Raw genomic sequence first — 19,341 nt, forward strand, 5'->3', positions numbered from 1 at the left:
AGTGGTTGCGGTGATGTGATCGTACTCATACAGTTAACGCCAAGAGGACGACCTCAACCACCACACAGGTGCCGGATGATGATGCCCCGGTGCCAGGAGGAGAGAACCATGGTGCAGGAATACCGCCAGGCCTATGACCAAGCCACCAATGACCCCGCCGCATTCTGGCTGCAAGCTGCCCGGGATATCCATTGGGACAAGGCGCCGCGGATTGCGCTGGATGATTCGCGCAAGCCGCTGTATGGCTGGTTCCCGGATGGCATGCTGAACCTTTCGGCCAATGCGCTGGACCGCCACGTCGAAGCCGGACGCGGAGAGAGCGCCGCCTTGGTCTACGATTCGGCAATGCTGGGCACCGCCACCACCTACTCCTACTCCGAACTGCTGCGCGAAGTGGAAATCTTCGCCGGCGTGCTGGACGGACGCGGCGTGAAGGCCGGTGACCGCGTGCTGGTCTACCTGCCGATGATCCCGCAGGCGGCCATCGCGATGCTTGCTTGCGCACGCCTGGGTGCAATCCACTCGGTGGTCTTCGGCGGCTTCGCGCCCAAGGAACTGGCGGCCCGCATCACCGACTGCGCCCCGGTCGCGATCATTACCGCCTCCGGCGGCATCGAGCCAAGCCGCCGCATCGAATACCTGCCGGCAGTGGCCGAAGCGCTGGGCCTGGCCGAGCCTGCGGTCAGGGACGTGATCGTTGCCCACCGCGATGGCTTCGAGCACGGCCTGGACGAATACCAGGCAAAGCCGGTCAACGGCCAGCAGATCAATTGGCTGGACTGGGAAGAGCAGGCGAAGACCGCCTCGCCGGCCGGGCCGGTCTCCGTGCCATCCACCCACCCGCTCTACGTGCTCTACACCTCGGGAACCACCGGTGCCCCCAAGGGCGTGGTGCGCGACACCGGCGGCTACGCCACGGCCCTGCAGTACTCCATGAACGCGGTTTACGACGTGCATCCGGGAGATACCATGTTCACCGCCTCCGACGTGGGCTGGGTGGTCGGACACTCCTACATCGTCTATGCGCCGCTGATCGCCGGGGCCACCACGGTGCTCTACGAGGGCAAGCCCATCGGGACTCCGGATGCCGGTGCGTTCGGCCGGATCATCGAGGACCACAAGGTCACCACGATGTTCACCGCGCCGACTGCGCTGCGCGCGGTGCGCAAGGCCGACCCGGAAGGCGCGATGATCGCCAGCCACGATCTGTCATCGCTGCGTGCGCTGTTCGTCGCCGGCGAGCGGCTGGATCCGGATACCTACCACTTCGCCTCGAAGCTGCTGGGCATCCCCGTGGTGGATAACTGGTGGCAGACCGAAACCGGCTGGCCGATCGCGTCCAACCCGCTGGGCCTGGAAGAGCTGTCTGCCAAGGCCGGTTCGCCCACCACCCCGGTACCGGGGTTCGACGTGCAGATCCGCGATGCGCTGGGCGAGCAGCTCGGCGCGAACCAGGAAGGCAACATCGTAGTCCGGCTGCCCTTGCCGCCCGGCGCCTTGACCACCCTGTGGGGCAACGACCAGCGCTTCATCGACACCTACCTTTCGCAGATCCAGGGGTGCTACCTCACCGGCGATTCCGGCTTCCTGGACGACGACGGCTACCTGTTCGTCATGGGGCGAACCGATGACGTGATCAACGTGTCCGGGCACCGCCTGTCCACCGGTGCCATGGAGCAGGTGCTGGCCAGCCATCCCGCCGTGGCCGAATGCGCGGTGATCGGCCTGGCCGACGCGCTCAAGGGCCAGCGGGCCAGCGGCTATGTGGTGCTCAAGTCCGGTGTGCAGATCCAGGAGGAAACGCTGAAGAAGGAAATCGTCGCGCTGGTGCGCCAGCACATCGGTGCGGTGGCCGACTTCCGCGAAGTCACCGTCGTGGCGGCGCTGCCCAAAACCCGTTCGGGCAAGATCCTGCGCAAGACCATGCGGCAGATTGCCGATGGCAAGGAATACTCGGTCCCGTCGACCATCGAGGACACCGCGGTGCTCGACGAGCTGGTGCCGCTGCTGCGTCCCGAAGCCTAGGGGAAACCAGAGCCTAGCTGCGCGAGGCTGCCCGGTATTCGTATTCCGGGCGGCCTCGTGTGCCATGCCGGGGCTGCTTGACCACGGCCTTGACCTCGGCAAGATGCTCCAGATAGCGCCGGGCGGTGACCCGGGAGATGCCCAGCTCTTCTCCGAGCTCGGTCGCTGACAGGCAGGTATCGGGCTTGCTGCGCAGATGGTCGGTGATCTGCGCCAGCGTTTCCGGAATCAGCCCCTTGGGCAGGGACGCGGAAGCGCTGGTGGTGCGCAGGGCCGAGAACGCATTATCCAGCGCGGCCTGGCTGGTATCCGGGCCGGTGGAGCTGATCTCGGAAATGAACCGCCGGTGGTTCTCCAATTTCTCGCTGAACGCCGCGAAGGTGAAGGGCTTGATCAGGTACTGGGTGATTCCGGTGGCTACCGCCGAACGCACCACAGCCAGGTCCCGCACCGCGGTAATGGCGATGATGTCGGTGGTCAGCCCGCGGCCGCGCATGCGCTTGGCGACGTCGATGCCGTGCAGGTCGGGCAGGGTCATATCCAGCAGGACCAGGTCAAAGGGATCCTGGGCATCGCGGGCCGCGGCCAGGAGCCCGAGCGCCTGCTGGCCGTTGGCGGCAATGGCGCCGGTGGCGAATCCCGGAACGCGGTTGACGTACTTGGCGTGGGAGGCGGCAGTTTGCGGCTCGTCGTCGACCACGAGCACCTTGAAGCTGTGCGAGGCGGTGCCCGGCGGGGGCGTGGCTGCAGGGGATTCGTGCACGGTACCCTCCTGGGCTAGTCGCTGATTCTCAAGGGCAAGGTGACGGTGAAGATTGCGCCGGCATCGTTATCAACACCCATTGTGCCACCTAGCCGCAGCACCGCCTGCTGCACCAGTGCCAGCCCCAGGCCGCGCGGCTGGCCGCCGGCCTTGGTGCTGGCCCCGAAGCGCAGCAGCTGATCGAGGAACTCGGGTTCGATGCCCGGACCGGAATCGGCCACCGCGATGATCAGCTCGTCATCGGCCGCGGCCACTTCCACCCACACCGTCGCGTCCTGGGTGCCCGCCGAAGCATCCAGCGCGTTATCCAGCAGGTTGCCGACGATGGTGACGATGTCGGTGGCGGCAAAGGCATTGCCCGGAATCATGCCCTGCGCGTTGATATCGAGCTTCACGCCGCGCTCATGGGCTTGGGCGGCCTTGGCCACCAGCAGGCTGGAAAGATAGACGTCGTCGATGGAATGCACGATCGCATCGGTGAGCTTCTGCGAATGCTGGCGGTCATCGACCGCGAAGGCCAGCGCCTTGTCGCTCTGGCCATTTTCGATCAGCGTGGCAATGGTGTGCAGGCGGTTGGCATGCTCATGGGTTTGCGCTCGCAGGGCGGTGGAGAAGGTCTTCAGCGATTGCACTTCGCCGGCCAGTTCCTGCACTTCGGTCAAATCGCGCAGCGTCATGACCTGGCCGGTCACCGGCTGGGAACCGAACCAGCGGGCCGGCAGCCCGCCGCGGCGGGGCAACCGCGCGTTGGTCAGGCGGGCCGGGCCCTGGGAAATGGACAGCACGGTGTGGGTGCCCAAATGGATTTCGTCCTTGCAGCTGCGTCCGGTCGCCATCAGGGTGCGCAGGGTTTCGGGGATCTGCACCTGGTCGAGGTCCAATCCGCCGGAAGGCACCTCCTCGGGGAAGCCGAGCAATCTGGAAGCTTCCTGGTTGTAGAGCACGATGCGGTGCCGCCGGTCCAGCAGGACCAGGCCCTCGCGAACCGAGTGCAGGGCCGAGAAGTAGAAGGCGTAGAGCCGGCGCAGCCCGTGCGGGCCGAAGCCGAGCGTGGCCTGGTTGACGTAGCGGGAGAAGGACCATGAGCTGAAACCCGCCAGCAGCAGGGCCAGCGCCGAAACGGTCATGATCTGCGGAAGTTCGCTGCGGTAGATCGACTCCAGGCTCTCCAGCGTGATGCCCGAAGAGACCATCCCCACCAGCTCGCCGTCGTGGTAGACCGGGGCGATGGTGCGCACCGAAAGGCCCAAGGTGCCCGCGGCCACCTCGTTGTGGGTCTGGCCGGCCAGCGCCTGGTTGATGCTGCCCGAATATCCCTTGCCCAGCTGCTCGGGGTCGGGGTGGGTGACGCGCAGGGCATCGGGGGTCATGATCGTAATGAAATCCACGCCTTGCCCGCGGTCCAGGATCTTGTCGGTGTAGGGCTGCAGCTGCTCGGTGGGGTGATCGCCGGCCAGGGCCTGGGACACGAAAGGATCGTTGGCCAGGGTGATGGAAATCGTGGCCACCGTGGCCTGCTTGTCATCCTGGATCACCTGCGCCTGGTGCTGGTAGGTGGCGACCGCCAGGCCCACGACGACGAAGATGACCACCAGCATCTGGGCGGCGAAGATGACTACCGCCAGGGACCAGCCGTCGCGGCTGAGCGGTGCGGGGGAGGCGGCCTCGCGGGTGGGGCGGGCCAGCGACAGGTCGGTGAAGTGATCGGTCACTGCGCTCATCTCCTTGTGCTGCCTGGTCCTTGTACTGTTCACCGCGTGACCAATATGAACGCAATGGAGATGCGGATCACTTCGAACCGCACCATGGATACAGAACGATTCTACGTAATGCCGGCTGTGCAAGGGTGCACGGTTCGGTTCCATGCGCTCACAAGGGTAGGACTACCATGGCTGTCACAGACCAGATGCCGCCGGCAGGCAATTCGCCGCAGGCCGGAACGAAGAAGAAAGACAAGACCCACTGGCTGTACATCATGGTGATTGCCGCCGTGGTGCTCGGCGCAGCGGTCGGCCTGCTGGCCCCGGAGGTGGGCAAGGCCCTCAAGCCCCTGGGCACCGGATTCGTCGCACTGATCAAGATGCTGATCGGTCCAGTCATCTTCTGCACCATCGTCCTGGGCGTTGGTTCCATTGCCAAGGCGGCAACCGTCGGCAAGGTCGGCGGCCTGGCGCTGCTGTACTTCATCACCATGTCCACCTTTGCGCTGGCCATCGGCCTGGTCGTCGGCAACATCATCCACCCGGGTTCGGGTCTGAAGCTCGAGCCGTACGAGTCGGGATCCGGCGGCGGGGAGAACTCCACCGTGGCCTTCCTGCTGGAAATGATTCCGGGCGACATCCCCGTGCTGCCGACCCTGGTGCTGGCCCTGCTGGTCGGCTTCGCGCTGCAGTCCATGGGCAAGTCCGGCGAGCCTGTGCTCAACGCAGTCAAGCACATCCAGGCGGTGGTCTTCCGCCTGATGATGATGATCATGTGGGCTGCCCCGATCGGTGCCTTCGGTGCCATTGCCGCAGTGGTCGGCGCTACCGGCTGGGCCGCCATCGGCTCGATGGCGATCCTCATGGGTGCCTTCTACGTCACCTGCGCGCTCTTCATCGTCGTCGTCCTCGGTTCCCTGTTGCGCCTGGTCACCGGCCTGAACATCTTCCTGCTGCTGAAGTACCTGGCTCGCGAATACCTGCTGATCTTCTCCACCTCATCCTCCGAGTCGGCACTGCCGCGCCTGATCGCCAAGATGGAGCACGCAGGGGTGTCCAAGCCCGTCGTGGGCATCACCGTGCCTACCGGCTACTCCTTCAACCTCGATGGCACCGCCATCTACCTGACCATGGCGGCACTCTTCGTCTCAACGGCCATGGGCATGCCCATGAGCCTGAGCGAGCAGATCGGCCTGCTGGTCTTCATGATCATCGCTTCCAAGGGCGCAGCCGGCGTGACCGGCGCCGGCCTGGCCACCCTGGCAGCCGGCCTGCAGTCGCACCGCCCGGAACTGCTGGACGGCATGGGCGTGATCGTGGGCATCGACAAGTTCATGTCCGAGGCCCGCGCGCTGACCAACTTCACCGGCAACGCCGTGGCAACCTTGCTGATCGGCAAGTGGACCAGGGAGATCGACATGGACCAGGCCAAGGCCGTACTGGCGGGCAGCCTTCCATTCGACGAGAGCAGCGTCGAAGGCCACTAGGACCTTGCTGGAAATCCGTTATCCGACACGTTCGGGTAACGGATTTTCTGCGTCTGGGCGCCTTTGGCAAGATAGGGCCAGCCGGGCGCAGCAGCCAGCAGGCGGAAAGGCATCATGGGTTCAGCGGTACGAGTGTGCTTTGTCGGCGATTCCTTCGTCGCAGGAGTCGGCGATGAAACCCATCGCGGATGGGCGGGGCGGCTGGTCGCCCGGGGAATCGAACGGGGCCATGGGCTCACCGGCTACAACCTCGGTGTTCGCGGCGATACCAGCGCCATGATCCGGCAGCGATTCGAAGCTGAATGCGCCGCACGCTTTCTGCCGGGGGACTACGCGCCAGGCGTGGTGCTCTGCTTCGGGGTCAACGACGTGATCCGCTGGGACGCGAAGCCGCGGGTGGCCGCCGGAGAACGGATCCAGAACCTCGAGGCCATCCTGGATGCGGCAAAGGAACGCAATTGGCCGGTTCTCATGATCGGTCCGCCGCCGATCGCCGATGATGCATTGAACGCGGAACTGCGCGAGCTGGATGCGCAAATGCGGGCACGGTGCGCGTCGAGGAATGTGCCTTATCTAAGCGTGTTCGGGGATCTCGCGGGACATGAGCTGTGGCGCCGCCAAGTGGCCGCCGATGATGGAGCGCACCCGCGCGCAGCAGGCTATGACCTGCTGGCGGGGATGGCCAGCCAGGCTTGGGACCCGTGGCTTGCGGAACTGGGCAGCTAGGCTGGAGCAATGAACGGGACACCGCACCGGCAGCAGTATCGTGCACTGGCAGACGCCGAAGAAGAACTGGTCGAACTCGCCCGGCGGACCATTGAGGCAGCAACCGACGCGCCCGATGGCGGCGACGGGGTGCACACCATGGGTGCCGCGGTGCTGGCTGCCGACGGCGCCATGCACGCCGGCGTGAATTTCTACCACTTCACCGGAGGCCCGTGTGCAGAGCTGGTGGCCTTCGGTGCGGCCCGTGCGGCCGGGGCAAGGGATCCGCAGGTGGTGGTGGCAGTGGGCAACCAGGGGCGCGGCATCAAAAACCCGTGCGGGCGCTGCCGCCAGGTGATGGCTGATAGCTATCCGTGGCTGCGGGTCATCGTCGATACCCCGCACGGGGCGCGCAGCATCGGCATTCGCGAGCTGCTGCCGTTGTCTTTCGACTGGTTGGCCGAGCAAGCCTGAGAGCCTGATGCCCGGCTCAGCGCGAGAGGCCGGGCAAGGGCGAAGCGAGCACCACCCGGTTGCCGTCGGGATCCTGCAGCTGCACGATCCGTGCTCCGCCGCCGGGCTGCGGGCCGTGATGCCCGATGCCCGCATCCAGCAGGCGCGCGGCCTGCGCGTCGAGGTCGGCCACTTCCAGGACCAGCGTGCTGTATCCGGCACGGTCGGGCTCCGCGAAGACCTGGACTCCGAATCCCGGGGCCAGATGCCATTCGAGCAGCCCGTCCATGGGCAGCTGGTCCGGCGCCCGGTTGAAGAGCCGCGCGTACCAGTGCTCGGCTCGGGCCAAATTCGATACCGTGCAATTGCTGAGCATTCCCGTGAACATCTGCCTCGCCCCTTATGCCGCCGGATGCCGGCGCGTGTGGAACCATTCGACCACCGGAATGCGCCAGGATCAAGAACTTATCCGAATAGCCAGCGGATGATCGGGCTGGGCACCAGGGCGCTGCCCAGCCGGGGACTCCACGGCAGGATCACCCTCCAGTGCCTGGCCGGTGGCTTGGGCCAGATCGCAGGGGTGGTCGAGCAGGTCGCGTACCGTCCAAGCGGTGCATGGCGCGGGAATCCTGGCTCATGATGATTCCGGTTTTCGGCCCAGAAGCACACAGGTCAGTGGCCGGCCGCGGTGAGCAGGCGCTGCAGGCGCGGGCCGAACTGGACCTCATGATCCAGAGCCATCAGCTCGTCGATCGACGCGTGCAGCTGTTGCGCAGCGAGAATCGACTGGATGTACTCCCAATAAGCATGCAGCTCCTCGGCCCGTGTCCACCCCGGTGCCGGTTCATCCGGGCCCACCACAACCAACGCGGTTTCGCGGATTCCGGCCGGCGTCACCTGCGCCCATTCTTCGCTGCTGGACCATCCGCGGTCGTCGAGCACCACGATGAATAGCCCGTCGTCCAGTTGGGCCTGGAGGAGCACACGGACCCTTGCCTGCTTGCTGCCTGGCTCGGCTTCCGCCCAGCTGGCGAGCTTTTCAATGGTGCGCATCGCGCCCTTCCCGTAAATGCCAGATTGCGTTCAGCTCGCATACAACATTAGAGCTAAGGTTCAAGGTAAAGGCTCGCCGTGGAAGAACCCAAAAAACCAAGATCTTTTGCTTCGACCGATAACCTTGAAAAGAGCTTACAGCTCGAAGAATCAGGTTTATCGAACGGGAAGTGTGGTTTACCCATCGTGAGCGAGGAACAGGGAAACAAGCACCGCGGAGCGGGGATGCTCAAGGAGCCTCGCCCAGTGGGTCCTACTGGCAAGCCATTGACAGATTTCCCCGTGCCAGCACCGTTGCCATCGCACGGCCCGGCACGCGTGATCGCCATGGTGAACCAGAAGGGCGGCGTTGGCAAGACCACCTCCACCATCAATCTCGCCGCCGCGCTCGCCGAGTACGGCCGCAAGGTGCTGCTGGTGGACTTCGACCCGCAGGGCGCGCTGTCTGCCGGCTTCGGAACCAACCCGCATGAAATGGACATCACCGTCTACAACGTGCTGATGGACCGCAAGGTGAAGATCACCGACGCCATCGTGAAGACCGACGTCGAGAACATCGATCTGCTGCCAGCCAACATCGATTTGTCCGCAGCCGAGGTGCAGCTGGTCAACGAGGTCGCCCGCGAGCAGGTGCTGGAACGTGCGCTGCGCAATGTCATCGACGACTACGATGTGGTGCTCATCGACTGCCAGCCATCGCTGGGCCTGCTGACCATCAACGCGCTCACCGCCGCCCATGGCGTGATCATCCCGCTGACCGCAGAGTTCTTTGCGCTGCGTGCGGTGGCATTGCTGATGGAAACCATCGACAAGGTCAAGGACCGGCTGAACCAGGTGCTGGAGTTGGACGGCGTGGTGGCCACCATGTACGACGCCCGCACCCTGCACAGCCGCGAGGTCATCACCCGGCTGGATGAGGCCTTCGGCGACAAGCTCTTCGAGACCGTCATCAAGCGCACCATCAAGTTCGCCGACGCGAACGTGGCCGCCGAACCGATTACTTCCTACGCCGCCAACCACCCGGGCGCTGAGGCCTACCGCAACCTCGCCCGCGAACTGATTTGGCGTGGTGGTGCCCCGTAATGAGCGCCACGCTCAGCGAAGAAGCCGCCACCGATTCCACCACGCCAGCAGAAGCTGAGCAGGAATCGGCTGGCGGTTTTCGCCTTGCCCTGCAGAATTTCAACGGGCCCTTCGATGTGCTGCTGCACCTGATTACCAAACGCGAGCTGGATATTACCGAGGTCGCGTTGGCAGAGGTCACCGACGAATTCATCGCCTACCTGCGCGAGCTGCAAGCCACCAGTGCCGCCGAGGGGAGCGACGGGATGAAGGTGCTCGATGAAACCACCGAATTCCTCGTGGTCGCCTCCACGCTGCTGGATTTGAAGGCGGCCCGCTTGCTGCCGCGCGGCGAAATGGCCGATGAGGAGGACTTCGAGCTGCTCGAAGCCCGCGACCTGCTTTTCGCGCGGCTGCTGCAGTACAAGGCCTTCAAGCAGGCCGCCGAGTTCTTGGGCGAACGCTACGGAATCGAGGGAGCGCGCCATCCCCGCGAAGTCTCGCTGGAACCGCAGTTCGCGGCCCTGCTGCCGGAACTGGTGTTCAGCATCGGGCCCGACGCCTTGGCCGCGATGGCGGCCAAGGCGCTGGCGCCGAAGCCGGAACCGGAAACAGAGGTCGGCATCGGGCATCTGCACGGGGCGAACGTCACCATTGCCGAGGAAGCCGATGCGATCACCGCCCTGCTCGAAGCCCGCGGCACGCTGGCATTCACCGAGCTGGTGGCAGACGCGGATGCGCAGCTGGTGGTGGTCGTGCGTTTTCTGGCATTGTTGGAGATGTTCAGGCAGAGAGCCATTAGCTTTGCGCAGGAAGATCCGCTCGGCCCGCTGCTGATCTCGCTGGTCCAGGAGTCCAGTTTCGATGCGCAGGCCGTGCAAGACGACTACGAGGGGAGTGGTGGTGAGGTGGATCATGAGTGAGATTGCACCCATTGACCAGCTGCCAGGAGGCCTGGAATCGGGCCTTGAAGCGGTGCTGATGGTCGCCGATATCCCCGTATCTTCGGCGCGTTTGGCCGAAATCTTCGAAGTCCCCACCGCCAGGGTTGCCGCCGCTTTGGAGACCCTTGCTACCGAGTATGATAGTAAGGATCGCCCGCGCGGATTTGAACTGCGTCGCGTCGCCTCCGGGTGGCGCTTCTATTCGCGGGCCGATTACGCCGATTTCGTCTCCAGTTATGTGCTCGACGGGCAGACAGCACGCCTGTCACAGGCCGCCCTAGAAACCCTGGCTGTCATCGCTTACCGACAGCCGGTCTCGCGTGGACGTATTTCGGCGATTCGAGGTGTCAACGTCGATTCAGTGGTGCGCACGCTGCTCACCCGCGGATTGATCACGGAGTATCCGGAAGTTGGGGATGGCGGAGCGACGCTGTACCAAACCACCGAATACTTCCTGGAACGACTGGGACTGGGCTCGCTTGATGAGTTGCCTGCGCTGTCCCCGTATCTTCCCGGGGTGGCCGACCTCGAATCGCTCGATTCGGCAACCTACGACGACTAGGTAGCTGCCAGCCGGCAGCTACAACGGACCAACCACGCGTGAAGCCCCAAGACTGGCGGGCTCGCGCAGCGAACACGTAACAGCAAGGGACACAGGCAAGCATGAGCAGGGGACCATCCTCAGGCCGCAACGATCGCGGCAACAATTCAAACTTCGGCGGCAAGCCAGCAGGCGGCCGCGGCACTACCGGCGGCAAGGCCTACGGCAAGCCAGGCGGTGCAGGCCGCACCGGTGGCAAGTCCTTCGGCGAGAAGCCATTCGGCGAGAAGCCGTATGGCAAGTCCGCCTCGGGCAAGCCAGGGGAAAAGTCGAATTCGGCCAAGCGCAACACCGCAGCACCGCGCAAGAACTCCGAGCGTGCTTTCGGCAAGGAACGCTTCGGCAACTCCGTGCCGACCAACTATGCGCGCCCGACCCAGCGCGCCCGCGCCCAGGCTCGTGCCGAAAGCCAGGCAGCTCGCGAGATCAACGGCGAGCAGCAGGACGGCATCCGCCTGCAGAAGGCCATGGCCAACGCCGGGGTGGCCTCGCGCCGCGTCTGCGAGGAGATGATCCTCGAAGGCCGCGTCGAGGTCAACGGCAACCTGGTCGTCGAGCTGGGTTCGCGCGTGGATCCAGCCAAGGACCGCATCCACGTCGATGGCATGCGCATCCAGATGAACCAGGCAAACCGCTACTTCGTCTTCAACAAGCCGAAGCACGTGATGTGCACCATGGATGACCCGGAGGGCCGCCGCACCATCGCCGACTACTTCAAGAACGAGCACCACTCGCTGCGCTTGTTCCACGTTGGCCGACTGGACTACAAGACCGAAGGCGTCTTGATCCTGACCAACGACGGCGAGCTGGCCAACCGCCTGCAGCACCCGAAGTACGAAGTCCCCAAGACCTACCTGGTGCAGATCCCCGGCCCGCTGCCGCGTGCGGTAAGCAACCAGCTGCGCGAGGGAATCAAGCTCGAAGATGGCTGGATCAAGGTCGATGACCTGAAGATCATCGCCACCACACCGAAGCACGTGATGGTCGAGGTGACCCTGCACTCGGGCCGCAACCGCATCGTGCGCCGCATGTTCGACGCCGTAGGCCACCCGGTCCAGCGCCTGGTGCGCGTTGCCGTGGGTCCGGTGCTGCTCGGCGACCAGAAGCAGGGCACCATCCGCTCCCTGGGCAACCAGGAAGTCGGGCACCTCATGGCCATGGTGGGGATGTAGCCCATGGCGTCTTCTCACCTTGCAGGCCCGGTGCTGGTCATCGGCACCGGCTTGCTGGGCACCTCGGTGGGATTGGGCCTGCGTGCCAAGGGCGTGCACGTCTACCTGTCGGATATTTCGCCGACCGCTGCCGGAGTAGCCCAGGACATTGGCGCCGGGGTGCTGCTGGAGCACCAGCAGATCGCCCCGGAACTGGTCGTGATCGGTGCTCCACCGGATGTCACCTCCGCCCTGGTGGGCGACGCGCTGCTGGCCTATCCGAACGCGGCCGTGGTGGACATCGCCAGTGTCAAGGGCTCGATCCTGGCCGGCGTGCTGGCGGACGAGCGGCTGGGCGAGGCTGAGACTTCCCGCTATGTGGGGACGCACCCGATGGCGGGCCGGGAGAAGTCCGGACCGGCCGCGGCCCGTGGCGAATTGTTCACCTCCATGCCGTGGGTCATCTGCGCCCATGAAGGCGCGCAGGCTTCGCGGGTCAAAGCCGCCGAATCCCTGGCCATCGACCTGGGTGCGACCATGTACCGGATGAGCGTGGCCGAGCACGATGAGTCCGTCGCGCTGATCAGCCACTTCCCGCAAGCGGCCAGCTCGATGATCGCCTCGCGCCTGCTGAACGCCGAAAGCCACCAGCTGGCCTTGGCGGGCAACGGGCTGCGCGACACCACGCGCATCGCGGCCAGCGACGAGAAGCTCTGGATCCAGATCTTCTCGCACAATGCCGCCGCACTGGTGCCGATCCTGACCGGGATGAAGGAAGATCTGGACCGGCTGATCAGCACGCTGCAGAACCCGCAGGGCCCCGGCGCGCTGCTGGACCTCTCGCAGCTGATGACCGAAGGCAACGCCGGCAAGGCCCGGATTCCGGGCAAGCACGGCGCACCGCCGCAGGCGTTCGCGTTGGTCACCGTCGTGATCGATGACCGGCCGGGGCAGATCGCCCAGTTGCTGACCGAAATCGGCGACGCGCAGATCAACATCGAGGATTTGCGCATGGAGCACTCCGCGGGCCATCAGGTCGGCATGGTGGATGTTTCGGTCGTGCCCGGCCGGCGCGATGAATTGATAGATGTATTGACCAAGAACGGATGGAAGGTAGCCCAGTGAGCACCTTGAACAACGACAAGCTGGTTATTGCCATCGACGGCCCTAGCGGCTCCGGCAAGTCCTCGGTCTCCAAGGCCGTCGCCCGCAAGCTGGGCGCAGCCTACCTGGACACCGGCGCCATGTACCGTGCGATCACCTACTCGGTGCTCGCCGATGGCACCGATCTGTCCAACGCCGAGGCCATTGCCCAGGCCGTGCGCGATGCCAAGCTGTCCATCTCGGTCGATCCTGATGCTGAACTGGTTGAAATCGGCGGTGTAGACGTGACCGCGGCAATCCGCGAACCACGCATCTCCGAGCAGGTTTCCACCGTTGCCACCAACCTGGACGCGCGTGCCGAACTGGTCCGCCGCCAGCAGGAAATCATTGCGGCCAACACCCGCATCGTGGCCGAAGGCCGCGACATCACCACCGTGGTCGCCCCGGATGCCGATGCGCGCATCCTGCTGACCGCATCGGAAGAAGCCCGCCTGCGCCGCCGCGGCCTGCAGCTGGGCGGATCGCAGAACGAGTCGCAGCTGGCTACCCAGGTGCTGGCGCGCGATGCGAAGGACTCCACCGTGGTGAACTTCACCCAGGCTGCCGACGGAGTCATGACCGTAGACTCCTCGGACCTGGATTTCGAGCAGACCATCGACGCAGTGCTTGACGCAGTCGGCACTGCAACGAAAAACTAGCCTAAAGCTGGTGCCCATCCTCGGCGAGAGCCGATGAAGATTACGATCGCTGTGAAGGGAAAATCATGAGCGAGAACAACTCCACCCACGACGAGGAATACATCCCCGTTGGAGACGACGATATCGCCGAGCGCCTGGCCGAACTGAGCGAGGAAGAGGCCGCGGTTCGCGCCCAGGCCCTGCTCAGCGGACTGGAAGACTACGAACTGGACGAAGAGGACTCCGCCCTGCTTGCAGGCCTGGATAGCTTCGATGACGACGATGAAGACGTTGTCATTCCGCCGGTCCTGGCTGTTATCGGACGACCTAACGTCGGCAAGTCCACCTTGGTCAACCGCATCCTGGGCCGCCGCGAAGCGGTAGTCGAGGATACCCCGGGCGTCACCCGCGACCGCGTGTCCTATTCCGCCGAGTGGGTGGGACGCCCATTCACCATCGTCGATACCGGTGGCTGGGAGCACGATGCAAAGGGCATCCACGCCTCGGTTGCCGACCAGGCCGAAATTGCCGCCGACGTCGCTGACGCCATCCTCTTCGTGGTCGACTCCCACGTGGGCGCGACCGCAACCGACGAGGCTGTGGTGAAGATGCTGCGCAAGAAGGGCAAGCCGGTCTTCCTAGTGGCCAACAAGGTCGACGACTTCAACCAGGAAGCCGAAGCCGCCGCGCTGTGGGGACTGGGATTCGGCCAGCCATGGCCAGTCTCGGCCCTGCACGGCCGCGGCACCGCCGACCTGCTGGACGCTGTCATGGAGAAAATGCCGGCCCATTCGGCTTTCGGCGGCATGATCCCATCGGGCGGTCCGCGCCGCATTGCGCTGATCGGCCGTCCGAATGTGGGCAAGTCCTCGCTGCTGAACAAGGTGGCCGGCTCCGAGCGCGTAGTTGTCGACGATCTGGCCGGCACCACCCGCGATCCCGTGGACGAACTTGTCGAGCTGGGCGGCGAAGTCTGGCGCTTCGTGGATACCGCCGGTATCCGCCGCCGCCAGCACATGGCCGTCGGCTCGGACTACTACGCGTCGTTGCGTACCCAGACGGCGCTGGAGAAGGCCGAAGTCGCCGTCATCCTGCTGGCTGCCAATGAAACCATCTCCGAGCAGGACGTGCGCATCATCCAGCTGGCCATCGAAGCCGGCCGCGCGATGGTCATCGTCTACAACAAGTGGGATGAGGTGGATGAGGATCGCCGCTACTACCTGGACCAGGAGATCGAGCGCGACCTTGCCCATATCGAGTGGGCACCGCGCGTGAACATCTCGGCGAAGACCGGCTGGCACAAGGACAAGCTCGTTCCCGCACTGAATACCGCGCTGGAATCCTGGGACAAGCGCATTCCAACGGGCAAGCTGAACGCCTTCCTGGGCGAACTTGTCGCAGCCCACCCGCACCCGGTGCGCGGCGGCAAGCAGCCACGCATCCTGTTCGGCACCCAGGCTTCGGCCCGTCCGCCGCGCTTCGTGCTGTTCACCACCGGCTTCCTGGATCCAGGCTACCGCCGCTTCATCACCCGGCGGCTGCGCGAAACCTTCGGTTTCGAAGGAAGCCCCATCGAGGTTTCGATGCGAATCCGCGAGCGCCGCGGACGCAATCGCTAAATTTCGAATTTAGCCCTTCACTTGGTGTAGGCTAATAAAGGAGCTTTTCGCAGACGGCACCCTTGGTTCTCACGACTTGGGGATAACGGCTGCGAGGGCATCGGGCTATGGCGCAGCTTGGTAGCGCGCCTCACTGGGGGTGAGGAGGTCGCAAGTTCAAATCTTGTTAGCCCGACGATCCAATCGGAAAACCCCGTCGAGAGTTTCTCTCGGCGGGGTTTTGCCGTGCCTCCCCAGAATTCCACACCCACGGCGAAGATCCGGAAGATGGTCCAATGCAACGCAGATTCCAGCAGGTCGATGTCTTCGGCGCCACCCCGTACAAGGGCAACCCGCTAGGCGTGGTGCTCGACGGGCAGGGCCTGGATACCGAGTCGATGCAGGACTACTCGCTCTGGTCCAATCTCTCCGAGGTCACCTACGTACTGCCGGCCAGCGATGAGCGGGCCGACTACCGTTTCCGCATCTTTGCGCGCGAACGCGAATTCCCATTTGCCGGCCACCCTGCCTTGGGCACAGCGCGTGCCTGGCTGCAGGCCGGGGGAGTGCCGCAGGATCCGAAGCAGCTGGTCGTCGAGTGCGAAGCTGGTTTGGTACCGATCAGGATCGAAGGTGAAACGCTTTCCTTTGCTTCGCCGCCGGCTGTTCGAACCGGTGCAATTGCGCCGCACGAACTGACGGAAATGATCCAGATCCTGGGCATTGAGCCCGAGCAGATTGTGGATTCGCAGTGGACGGACAACGGGCCGGGGTGGGCCGCGGTGCTGCTGGAAAACTCGCAGCAGGTTATGGACATCGCACCGCGGATCCCCAATAGGCCGGGACGCTGGAAAATCGGGGTCTTCGGCGCACTGCCGCAGTCGTCGGCACCGGAAAAATTCGAAGTCCGAGCTCTGGCCATCGAAAACGGGGGCTTGCGCGAGGATCCGGTCACCGGAAGCCTGAATGGAGCGGCCACGCAATGGCTGATGGCCACCGGGCACGCCACCGCGCCACTGGTCAACCGGCAGGGTGCGAAAGTCGGACGCGATGGGCATGTGCATCTGGACTTGGCCGACGGCCAGCTTTGGGTTGGCGGGGCCGCGAACGTCCTGATTGAGGGCATCATCGAGCTGTAGTGCGCAAAACCTTGCCTGTTGTGATGGCTTGGGCTTAGCCTTGAATGGTGGGAACGTTAATTCATGGAGTCCATTTCCTCTAGGCGGTAACCAGTGTAGAGCTTCGCTCCGCTGACGCCATATTCATTGCACCTTTGTGGTGCCCGCCAACCACCAGCACCGCACCGGCCCTGATTACTCGGCGAACCGGTGCTAGGCAGGAAACTCCCATGACCCAGTCCCAAAATATCCACCAGTCTTCCCAGCATGAGCGCGAAACCGAACCGGACTACGTATGCTCATTGCAAGGCATCGCAGTCAGTTTCGGCGAACGGGATGTGCTGACCGGCATCGACCTTGCAATTTCAGGTACCGACCGCATCGCAGTACTTGGCGATAACGGTTCGGGAAAATCCACGCTGATGCGCGTGATTGCAGGGAATCTCGAACCCGACCACGGGCAGCGGAAGATGAACGCGCCCGGTGCCGTTGCCTACGCTGCGCAGAACCCGAGCTTCGCTGCGAACATGAGCGTGCAACAGGTGATCGATTCCTATCATCGGCGCTTCCGTGAACTGGAAGGCTTGATGCGCGTCGTCTCGGCCAAGCTCGAAGATGCTCCAGAACCTGTCGCCGAACGTTTGATGAAGCAGCTGCAGCAGGTTACCGACCTGTATGAGGCGGCCGACGGCTATTCGCTGGCTCCGCGCCTGGATAGCGCCTTGGAGCAGCTGGGCCTAGGAGATCTGGATCGCCAGCGCCTTGTGTCCCAACTTTCCGGTGGGCAGCGATCCCGGCTGTCGCTGGCCTGTGTCCTGTGTTCGGGTGCGCAATTGCTCCTGCTCGATGAACCAACGAACGACCTGGACGAGGCGGCCATGAACTGGCTGGAGCGCACCCTGGATAAGCATCGCGGTGCGCTAGTGCTGATCAGCCATGACCGGATGTTCCTCAAGCGTTTTGCCCGATCCATCGTTGAGGTTGCCGACGGGTCGGTCGCGCATTACGGCAATGGCTATGACGGTTATCTGCATGCCAAGGAGCAGGAGCGCATCGCGATCCGCGTCGCCTACGAAAATTGGGTGCAGGAGCTTGAGCGTTCACAGAACTTGGTTGATAAGTATGCTTCACGCGTCAGCGCCATTCCGCGCAAGCAGGAGAAATCCAGTTTTGGACATGGAAATTTCCGGGCCCGCGATTCCAGCCATGGGTCGACCTCCAAGATCCGCCAGGCAAAATCCCGAATCGAAGACCTCGAAACCCACCGGGCACCCGAGCCGGCTGCTGAGCTGTCGTTCTTGATGCCCGGCAGCACCCAGGACCAGGCTGGTGGCGAAACCTTGCTGCAGGTGATGAACGCCTGGCGCGGCTCGGATCCGAAACTGTCCACGCCACGCTTCGACATCAAGCTCGGCGAGCGCTGGCTAGTCACCGGCCCCAATGGTGCTGGCAAATCCACATTGCTCAAAATGCTCGCCGGAGAACTGGAATGCGCCGAGGGGAAGATCGAGCGCGCTGCCAACTTGCACTGCGGTTGGCTCCGCCAGGAAGTCGGAATTTTTCCTGGCAGCACCCTGGTTGAAGCCTTCGCCGCGGCCACCGGCCAGTATGTCCAGGACGCCGGTGCGTCCCTGGCCCAGCTGGGCCTGTTTTCGCCGCAGGATTTCCTGCGGCACCCCATGGCGCTTTCGGTAGGCCAGCGCCGCCGCCTGGAACTGGCTATTGCGGTCAGCACCAAAGCGCAGATGCTGTTCCTGGACGAGCCGACGAACCATCTCTCACCGGCCTTGGTGGAGCAGCTGGAGTCAGCGCTGGCGGAATATCCGGGCGCCGTGGTCACGGTCAGCCACGACCGGCGCTGGCAGCAGAAAATGCGCGAGCATTCGGTGGTGCATCGGCTCGGGGTGGAAGCAGGACGCGTCGAGCTGATCAGGTAGCGCTGGAGTTCTGGCTTCTCAAGTTCAGTCCGCCATCAAACAGGTGCTGCGGGTCAGTTCTCTCGGACAGGGCACGCAGCCGGGTTCCGGTCTGCCCAGGCCAGGCGAGCTCGGCAGCCGAACGGCGAACGTCCGAAGAGTAGGCGCCGTACGCGCCGGTGCCCAGAACCTGCAGGGCAGCGAACGACTGGTCCTGCTCGGCGATGCCCAACGGGTGGATCCAGGTAGCTGCCAGCACTTCTTGATGCCGCGACCCCCAGGCGGTGGCGTGGGCCGGGACCCGGGCTACGGCACCGCCCAAGGCCCGCAATTCGCCGACCAGGCTGGCCCGATGGGCCAACGACTGCGCCATGGCATCGCCCAACTGCTCATCCGCCTGATCGACCAGGACATCACGCATTTTGATGCGCTGCTGACCGGCATGCGGCGAATTCGGGGCTGGCACGATCAGCGGATAAGGCACTAGCTCGGTGCGCGAATCGTGAAGTTGGGCCAGGCCCAGGGCCTCGCGCAAGACCGGTGCTGCCTGGTCCTGGCCATCATTCGCGAGGGAGCGGATCGGGAACCATCGGCGATCCTGCGATTTGCCGCGGATTGCGCTGCCACGGCCAGCATCATCCGCCCCTATCTGTCGGCCACCAAATGGAAGCCGTGGCTGGTCGGAGATATCTCGTCCTCGCGCGACTTGGAGATTGGCGGGAAGTTCAACGCGGTGCACGGAGCCTATGGGCGTTCGCAACTTAATGAAGAGCAGATGCTGGAGTATGCCGGACCCGAGTGGGAGCATCGGTAGCAGCTGGCATCAGTGATGGGCCCCGGCGCGAGGTTATTGCGCCGGGGCTTCTGCCCATCTGCGGCTTAGGGTGGCCGGCGCAGCGTGCGTGAACTTGTGCCTGAGCTCACAGATTGTATATGATTAGTGTGCGATAAAAGATCATGCAGTTCTAATATAGAACATTATAT

The 19,341-nt window shown here is 64.1% G+C and carries 20 protein-coding genes and 1 tRNA gene; 15 read left to right on the forward strand and 6 right to left on the reverse strand.

From position 1 onward, the window contains the following. The first annotated feature begins 108 nt into the window (after positions 1-108). A complete protein-coding gene (locus ACIOU9_RS13220; RefSeq protein ID WP_402697184.1) occupies positions 109-2,025 on the forward strand; it encodes an AMP-binding protein in 1,917 nt (638 codons plus the stop codon). A gap of 13 nt (positions 2,026-2,038) precedes the next feature. Here ACIOU9_RS13220 and ACIOU9_RS13225 read toward each other — a convergent pair whose 3' ends face one another. Both ACIOU9_RS13225 and ACIOU9_RS13230 read right to left on the reverse strand, forming a co-directional pair. After that, positions 2,039-2,788 (reverse strand): response regulator, encoded by a 750-nt coding sequence (locus tag ACIOU9_RS13225; RefSeq protein ID WP_388025411.1) that lies wholly within the window; start codon positions 2,786-2,788, stop codon positions 2,039-2,041. 14 nt (positions 2,789-2,802) lie between these two features. Next, positions 2,803-4,509, reverse strand: coding sequence for a sensor histidine kinase (locus ACIOU9_RS13230; protein ID WP_166650818.1), 1,707 nt, complete (start codon positions 4,507-4,509; stop codon positions 2,803-2,805). A gap of 167 nt (positions 4,510-4,676) precedes the next feature. Between ACIOU9_RS13230 and ACIOU9_RS13235 the strand changes: the two genes are divergently transcribed. From ACIOU9_RS13235 to ACIOU9_RS13245, 3 genes are all read left to right on the forward strand, one after another. After that, positions 4,677-5,975: a cation:dicarboxylate symporter family transporter gene (locus tag ACIOU9_RS13235; RefSeq protein ID WP_105659041.1), complete on the forward strand. Its 1,299-nt coding sequence runs from the start codon at positions 4,677-4,679 to the stop codon at positions 5,973-5,975. 114 nt (positions 5,976-6,089) lie between these two features. After that, positions 6,090-6,701: a GDSL-type esterase/lipase family protein gene (locus ACIOU9_RS13240; protein ID WP_402697185.1), complete on the forward strand. Its 612-nt coding sequence runs from the start codon at positions 6,090-6,092 to the stop codon at positions 6,699-6,701. A gap of 9 nt (positions 6,702-6,710) precedes the next feature. Further along, the gene (locus tag ACIOU9_RS13245) at positions 6,711-7,154 is read left to right on the forward strand and encodes a cytidine deaminase (protein ID WP_105662547.1); all 444 of its coding nucleotides are present in this window, start codon (positions 6,711-6,713) and stop codon (positions 7,152-7,154) included. A 16-nt stretch (positions 7,155-7,170) separates the two neighbouring features. Here the strand turns inward: ACIOU9_RS13245 and ACIOU9_RS13250 are convergent, their stop codons facing one another. The 3 genes from ACIOU9_RS13250 to ACIOU9_RS13260 all read right to left on the reverse strand — a co-directional run bounded on the left by ACIOU9_RS13250 (position 7,171) and on the right by ACIOU9_RS13260 (position 8,186). Continuing rightward, a complete protein-coding gene (locus ACIOU9_RS13250) occupies positions 7,171-7,521 on the reverse strand; it encodes a VOC family protein (RefSeq protein WP_402697187.1) in 351 nt (116 codons plus the stop codon). Positions 7,522-7,590: 69 nt separating this feature from the next. Next, entirely contained in the window at positions 7,591-7,761 is a 171-nt protein-coding gene (locus ACIOU9_RS13255; RefSeq protein ID WP_133834507.1) for a maleylpyruvate isomerase N-terminal domain-containing protein, read from the reverse strand. A 44-nt stretch (positions 7,762-7,805) separates the two neighbouring features. Continuing rightward, positions 7,806-8,186, reverse strand: a complete 381-nt coding sequence (locus tag ACIOU9_RS13260) for a hypothetical protein (protein ID WP_105659045.1) — start codon at positions 8,184-8,186, stop codon at positions 7,806-7,808. Positions 8,187-8,372: 186 nt separating this feature from the next. Between ACIOU9_RS13260 and ACIOU9_RS13265 the strand changes: the two genes are divergently transcribed. From ACIOU9_RS13265 to abc-f, 10 genes are all read left to right on the forward strand, one after another. Next, complete coding sequence (locus ACIOU9_RS13265; protein ID WP_013348536.1) at positions 8,373-9,269, forward strand: ParA family protein; 897 nt, start codon at positions 8,373-8,375, stop codon at positions 9,267-9,269. Then, positions 9,269-10,171 carry a segregation and condensation protein A gene (locus tag ACIOU9_RS13270; protein ID WP_402697189.1) on the forward strand — a complete coding sequence of 301 codons (903 nt, stop codon included), beginning with the start codon at positions 9,269-9,271 and terminating at the stop codon, positions 10,169-10,171. The genes ACIOU9_RS13265 and ACIOU9_RS13270 overlap by 1 nt, the downstream gene beginning before the upstream one ends. Further along, entirely contained in the window at positions 10,164-10,754 is a 591-nt protein-coding gene (gene scpB / locus ACIOU9_RS13275; RefSeq protein WP_105659047.1) for an SMC-Scp complex subunit ScpB, read from the forward strand. The genes ACIOU9_RS13270 and scpB overlap by 8 nt, the downstream gene beginning before the upstream one ends. A gap of 101 nt (positions 10,755-10,855) precedes the next feature. After that, entirely contained in the window at positions 10,856-11,965 is a 1,110-nt protein-coding gene (locus ACIOU9_RS13280) for a pseudouridine synthase (protein WP_105659048.1), read from the forward strand. 3 nt (positions 11,966-11,968) lie between these two features. Next, a complete protein-coding gene (locus tag ACIOU9_RS13285; protein WP_133834497.1) occupies positions 11,969-13,069 on the forward strand; it encodes a prephenate dehydrogenase in 1,101 nt (366 codons plus the stop codon). After that, a complete protein-coding gene (gene cmk, locus ACIOU9_RS13290; protein WP_105659050.1) occupies positions 13,051-13,746 on the forward strand; it encodes a (d)CMP kinase in 696 nt (231 codons plus the stop codon). The genes ACIOU9_RS13285 and cmk overlap by 19 nt, the downstream gene beginning before the upstream one ends. A gap of 65 nt (positions 13,747-13,811) precedes the next feature. Next, complete coding sequence (gene der, locus ACIOU9_RS13295) at positions 13,812-15,344, forward strand: ribosome biogenesis GTPase Der (protein ID WP_105659051.1); 1,533 nt, start codon at positions 13,812-13,814, stop codon at positions 15,342-15,344. A gap of 101 nt (positions 15,345-15,445) precedes the next feature. Then, positions 15,446-15,519 (forward strand) — tRNA-Pro (locus ACIOU9_RS13300). Between the two features lie 100 nt (positions 15,520-15,619). Beyond that, positions 15,620-16,462: a PhzF family phenazine biosynthesis protein gene (locus ACIOU9_RS13305; protein ID WP_402697191.1), complete on the forward strand. Its 843-nt coding sequence runs from the start codon at positions 15,620-15,622 to the stop codon at positions 16,460-16,462. A gap of 209 nt (positions 16,463-16,671) precedes the next feature. Beyond that, positions 16,672-18,378 carry a ribosomal protection-like ABC-F family protein gene (abc-f, locus tag ACIOU9_RS13310; RefSeq protein ID WP_332487307.1) on the forward strand — a complete coding sequence of 569 codons (1,707 nt, stop codon included), beginning with the start codon at positions 16,672-16,674 and terminating at the stop codon, positions 18,376-18,378. Here the strand turns inward: abc-f and ACIOU9_RS13315 are convergent. Continuing rightward, complete coding sequence (locus tag ACIOU9_RS13315) at positions 18,371-18,823, reverse strand: hypothetical protein (RefSeq protein ID WP_332487305.1); 453 nt, start codon at positions 18,821-18,823, stop codon at positions 18,371-18,373. The two genes, abc-f and ACIOU9_RS13315, sit on opposite strands and share 8 nt — an antisense overlap. Positions 18,824-18,859: 36 nt before the next feature. Between ACIOU9_RS13315 and ACIOU9_RS13320 the strand changes: the two genes are divergently transcribed. Next, a complete protein-coding gene (locus tag ACIOU9_RS13320; RefSeq protein WP_332487303.1) occupies positions 18,860-19,171 on the forward strand; it encodes a hypothetical protein in 312 nt (103 codons plus the stop codon). Positions 19,172-19,341 lie beyond the last annotated feature (170 nt).

The sequence above is a fragment of the Glutamicibacter sp. NPDC087583 genome (assembly GCF_044743685.1).
Taxonomy (GTDB): domain Bacteria; phylum Actinomycetota; class Actinomycetes; order Actinomycetales; family Micrococcaceae; genus Glutamicibacter.

Coding starts and splice junctions, on each gene's coding strand:
- ACIOU9_RS13220 (WP_402697184.1), top strand. CDS start 109: ATGGTGCAGGAATACCGCCAGGCCTATGACCAAGCCACCAATGACCCC.
- ACIOU9_RS13230 (WP_166650818.1), bottom strand. CDS start 4,509: ATGAGCGCAGTGACCGATCACTTCACCGACCTGTCGCTGGCCCGCCCC.
- ACIOU9_RS13235 (WP_105659041.1), top strand. CDS start 4,677: ATGGCTGTCACAGACCAGATGCCGCCGGCAGGCAATTCGCCGCAGGCC.
- ACIOU9_RS13240 (WP_402697185.1), top strand. CDS start 6,090: ATGGGTTCAGCGGTACGAGTGTGCTTTGTCGGCGATTCCTTCGTCGCA.
- ACIOU9_RS13245 (WP_105662547.1), top strand. CDS start 6,711: ATGAACGGGACACCGCACCGGCAGCAGTATCGTGCACTGGCAGACGCC.
- ACIOU9_RS13250 (WP_402697187.1), bottom strand. CDS start 7,521: ATGTTCACGGGAATGCTCAGCAATTGCACGGTATCGAATTTGGCCCGA.
- ACIOU9_RS13260 (WP_105659045.1), bottom strand. CDS start 8,186: ATGCGCACCATTGAAAAGCTCGCCAGCTGGGCGGAAGCCGAGCCAGGC.
- ACIOU9_RS13270 (WP_402697189.1), top strand. CDS start 9,269: ATGAGCGCCACGCTCAGCGAAGAAGCCGCCACCGATTCCACCACGCCA.
- scpB (WP_105659047.1), top strand. CDS start 10,164: ATGAGTGAGATTGCACCCATTGACCAGCTGCCAGGAGGCCTGGAATCG.
- ACIOU9_RS13280 (WP_105659048.1), top strand. CDS start 10,856: ATGAGCAGGGGACCATCCTCAGGCCGCAACGATCGCGGCAACAATTCA.
- ACIOU9_RS13285 (WP_133834497.1), top strand. CDS start 11,969: ATGGCGTCTTCTCACCTTGCAGGCCCGGTGCTGGTCATCGGCACCGGC.
- cmk (WP_105659050.1), top strand. CDS start 13,051: ATGGAAGGTAGCCCAGTGAGCACCTTGAACAACGACAAGCTGGTTATT.
- der (WP_105659051.1), top strand. CDS start 13,812: ATGAGCGAGAACAACTCCACCCACGACGAGGAATACATCCCCGTTGGA.
- ACIOU9_RS13305 (WP_402697191.1), top strand. CDS start 15,620: ATGCAACGCAGATTCCAGCAGGTCGATGTCTTCGGCGCCACCCCGTAC.
- abc-f (WP_332487307.1), top strand. CDS start 16,672: ATGACCCAGTCCCAAAATATCCACCAGTCTTCCCAGCATGAGCGCGAA.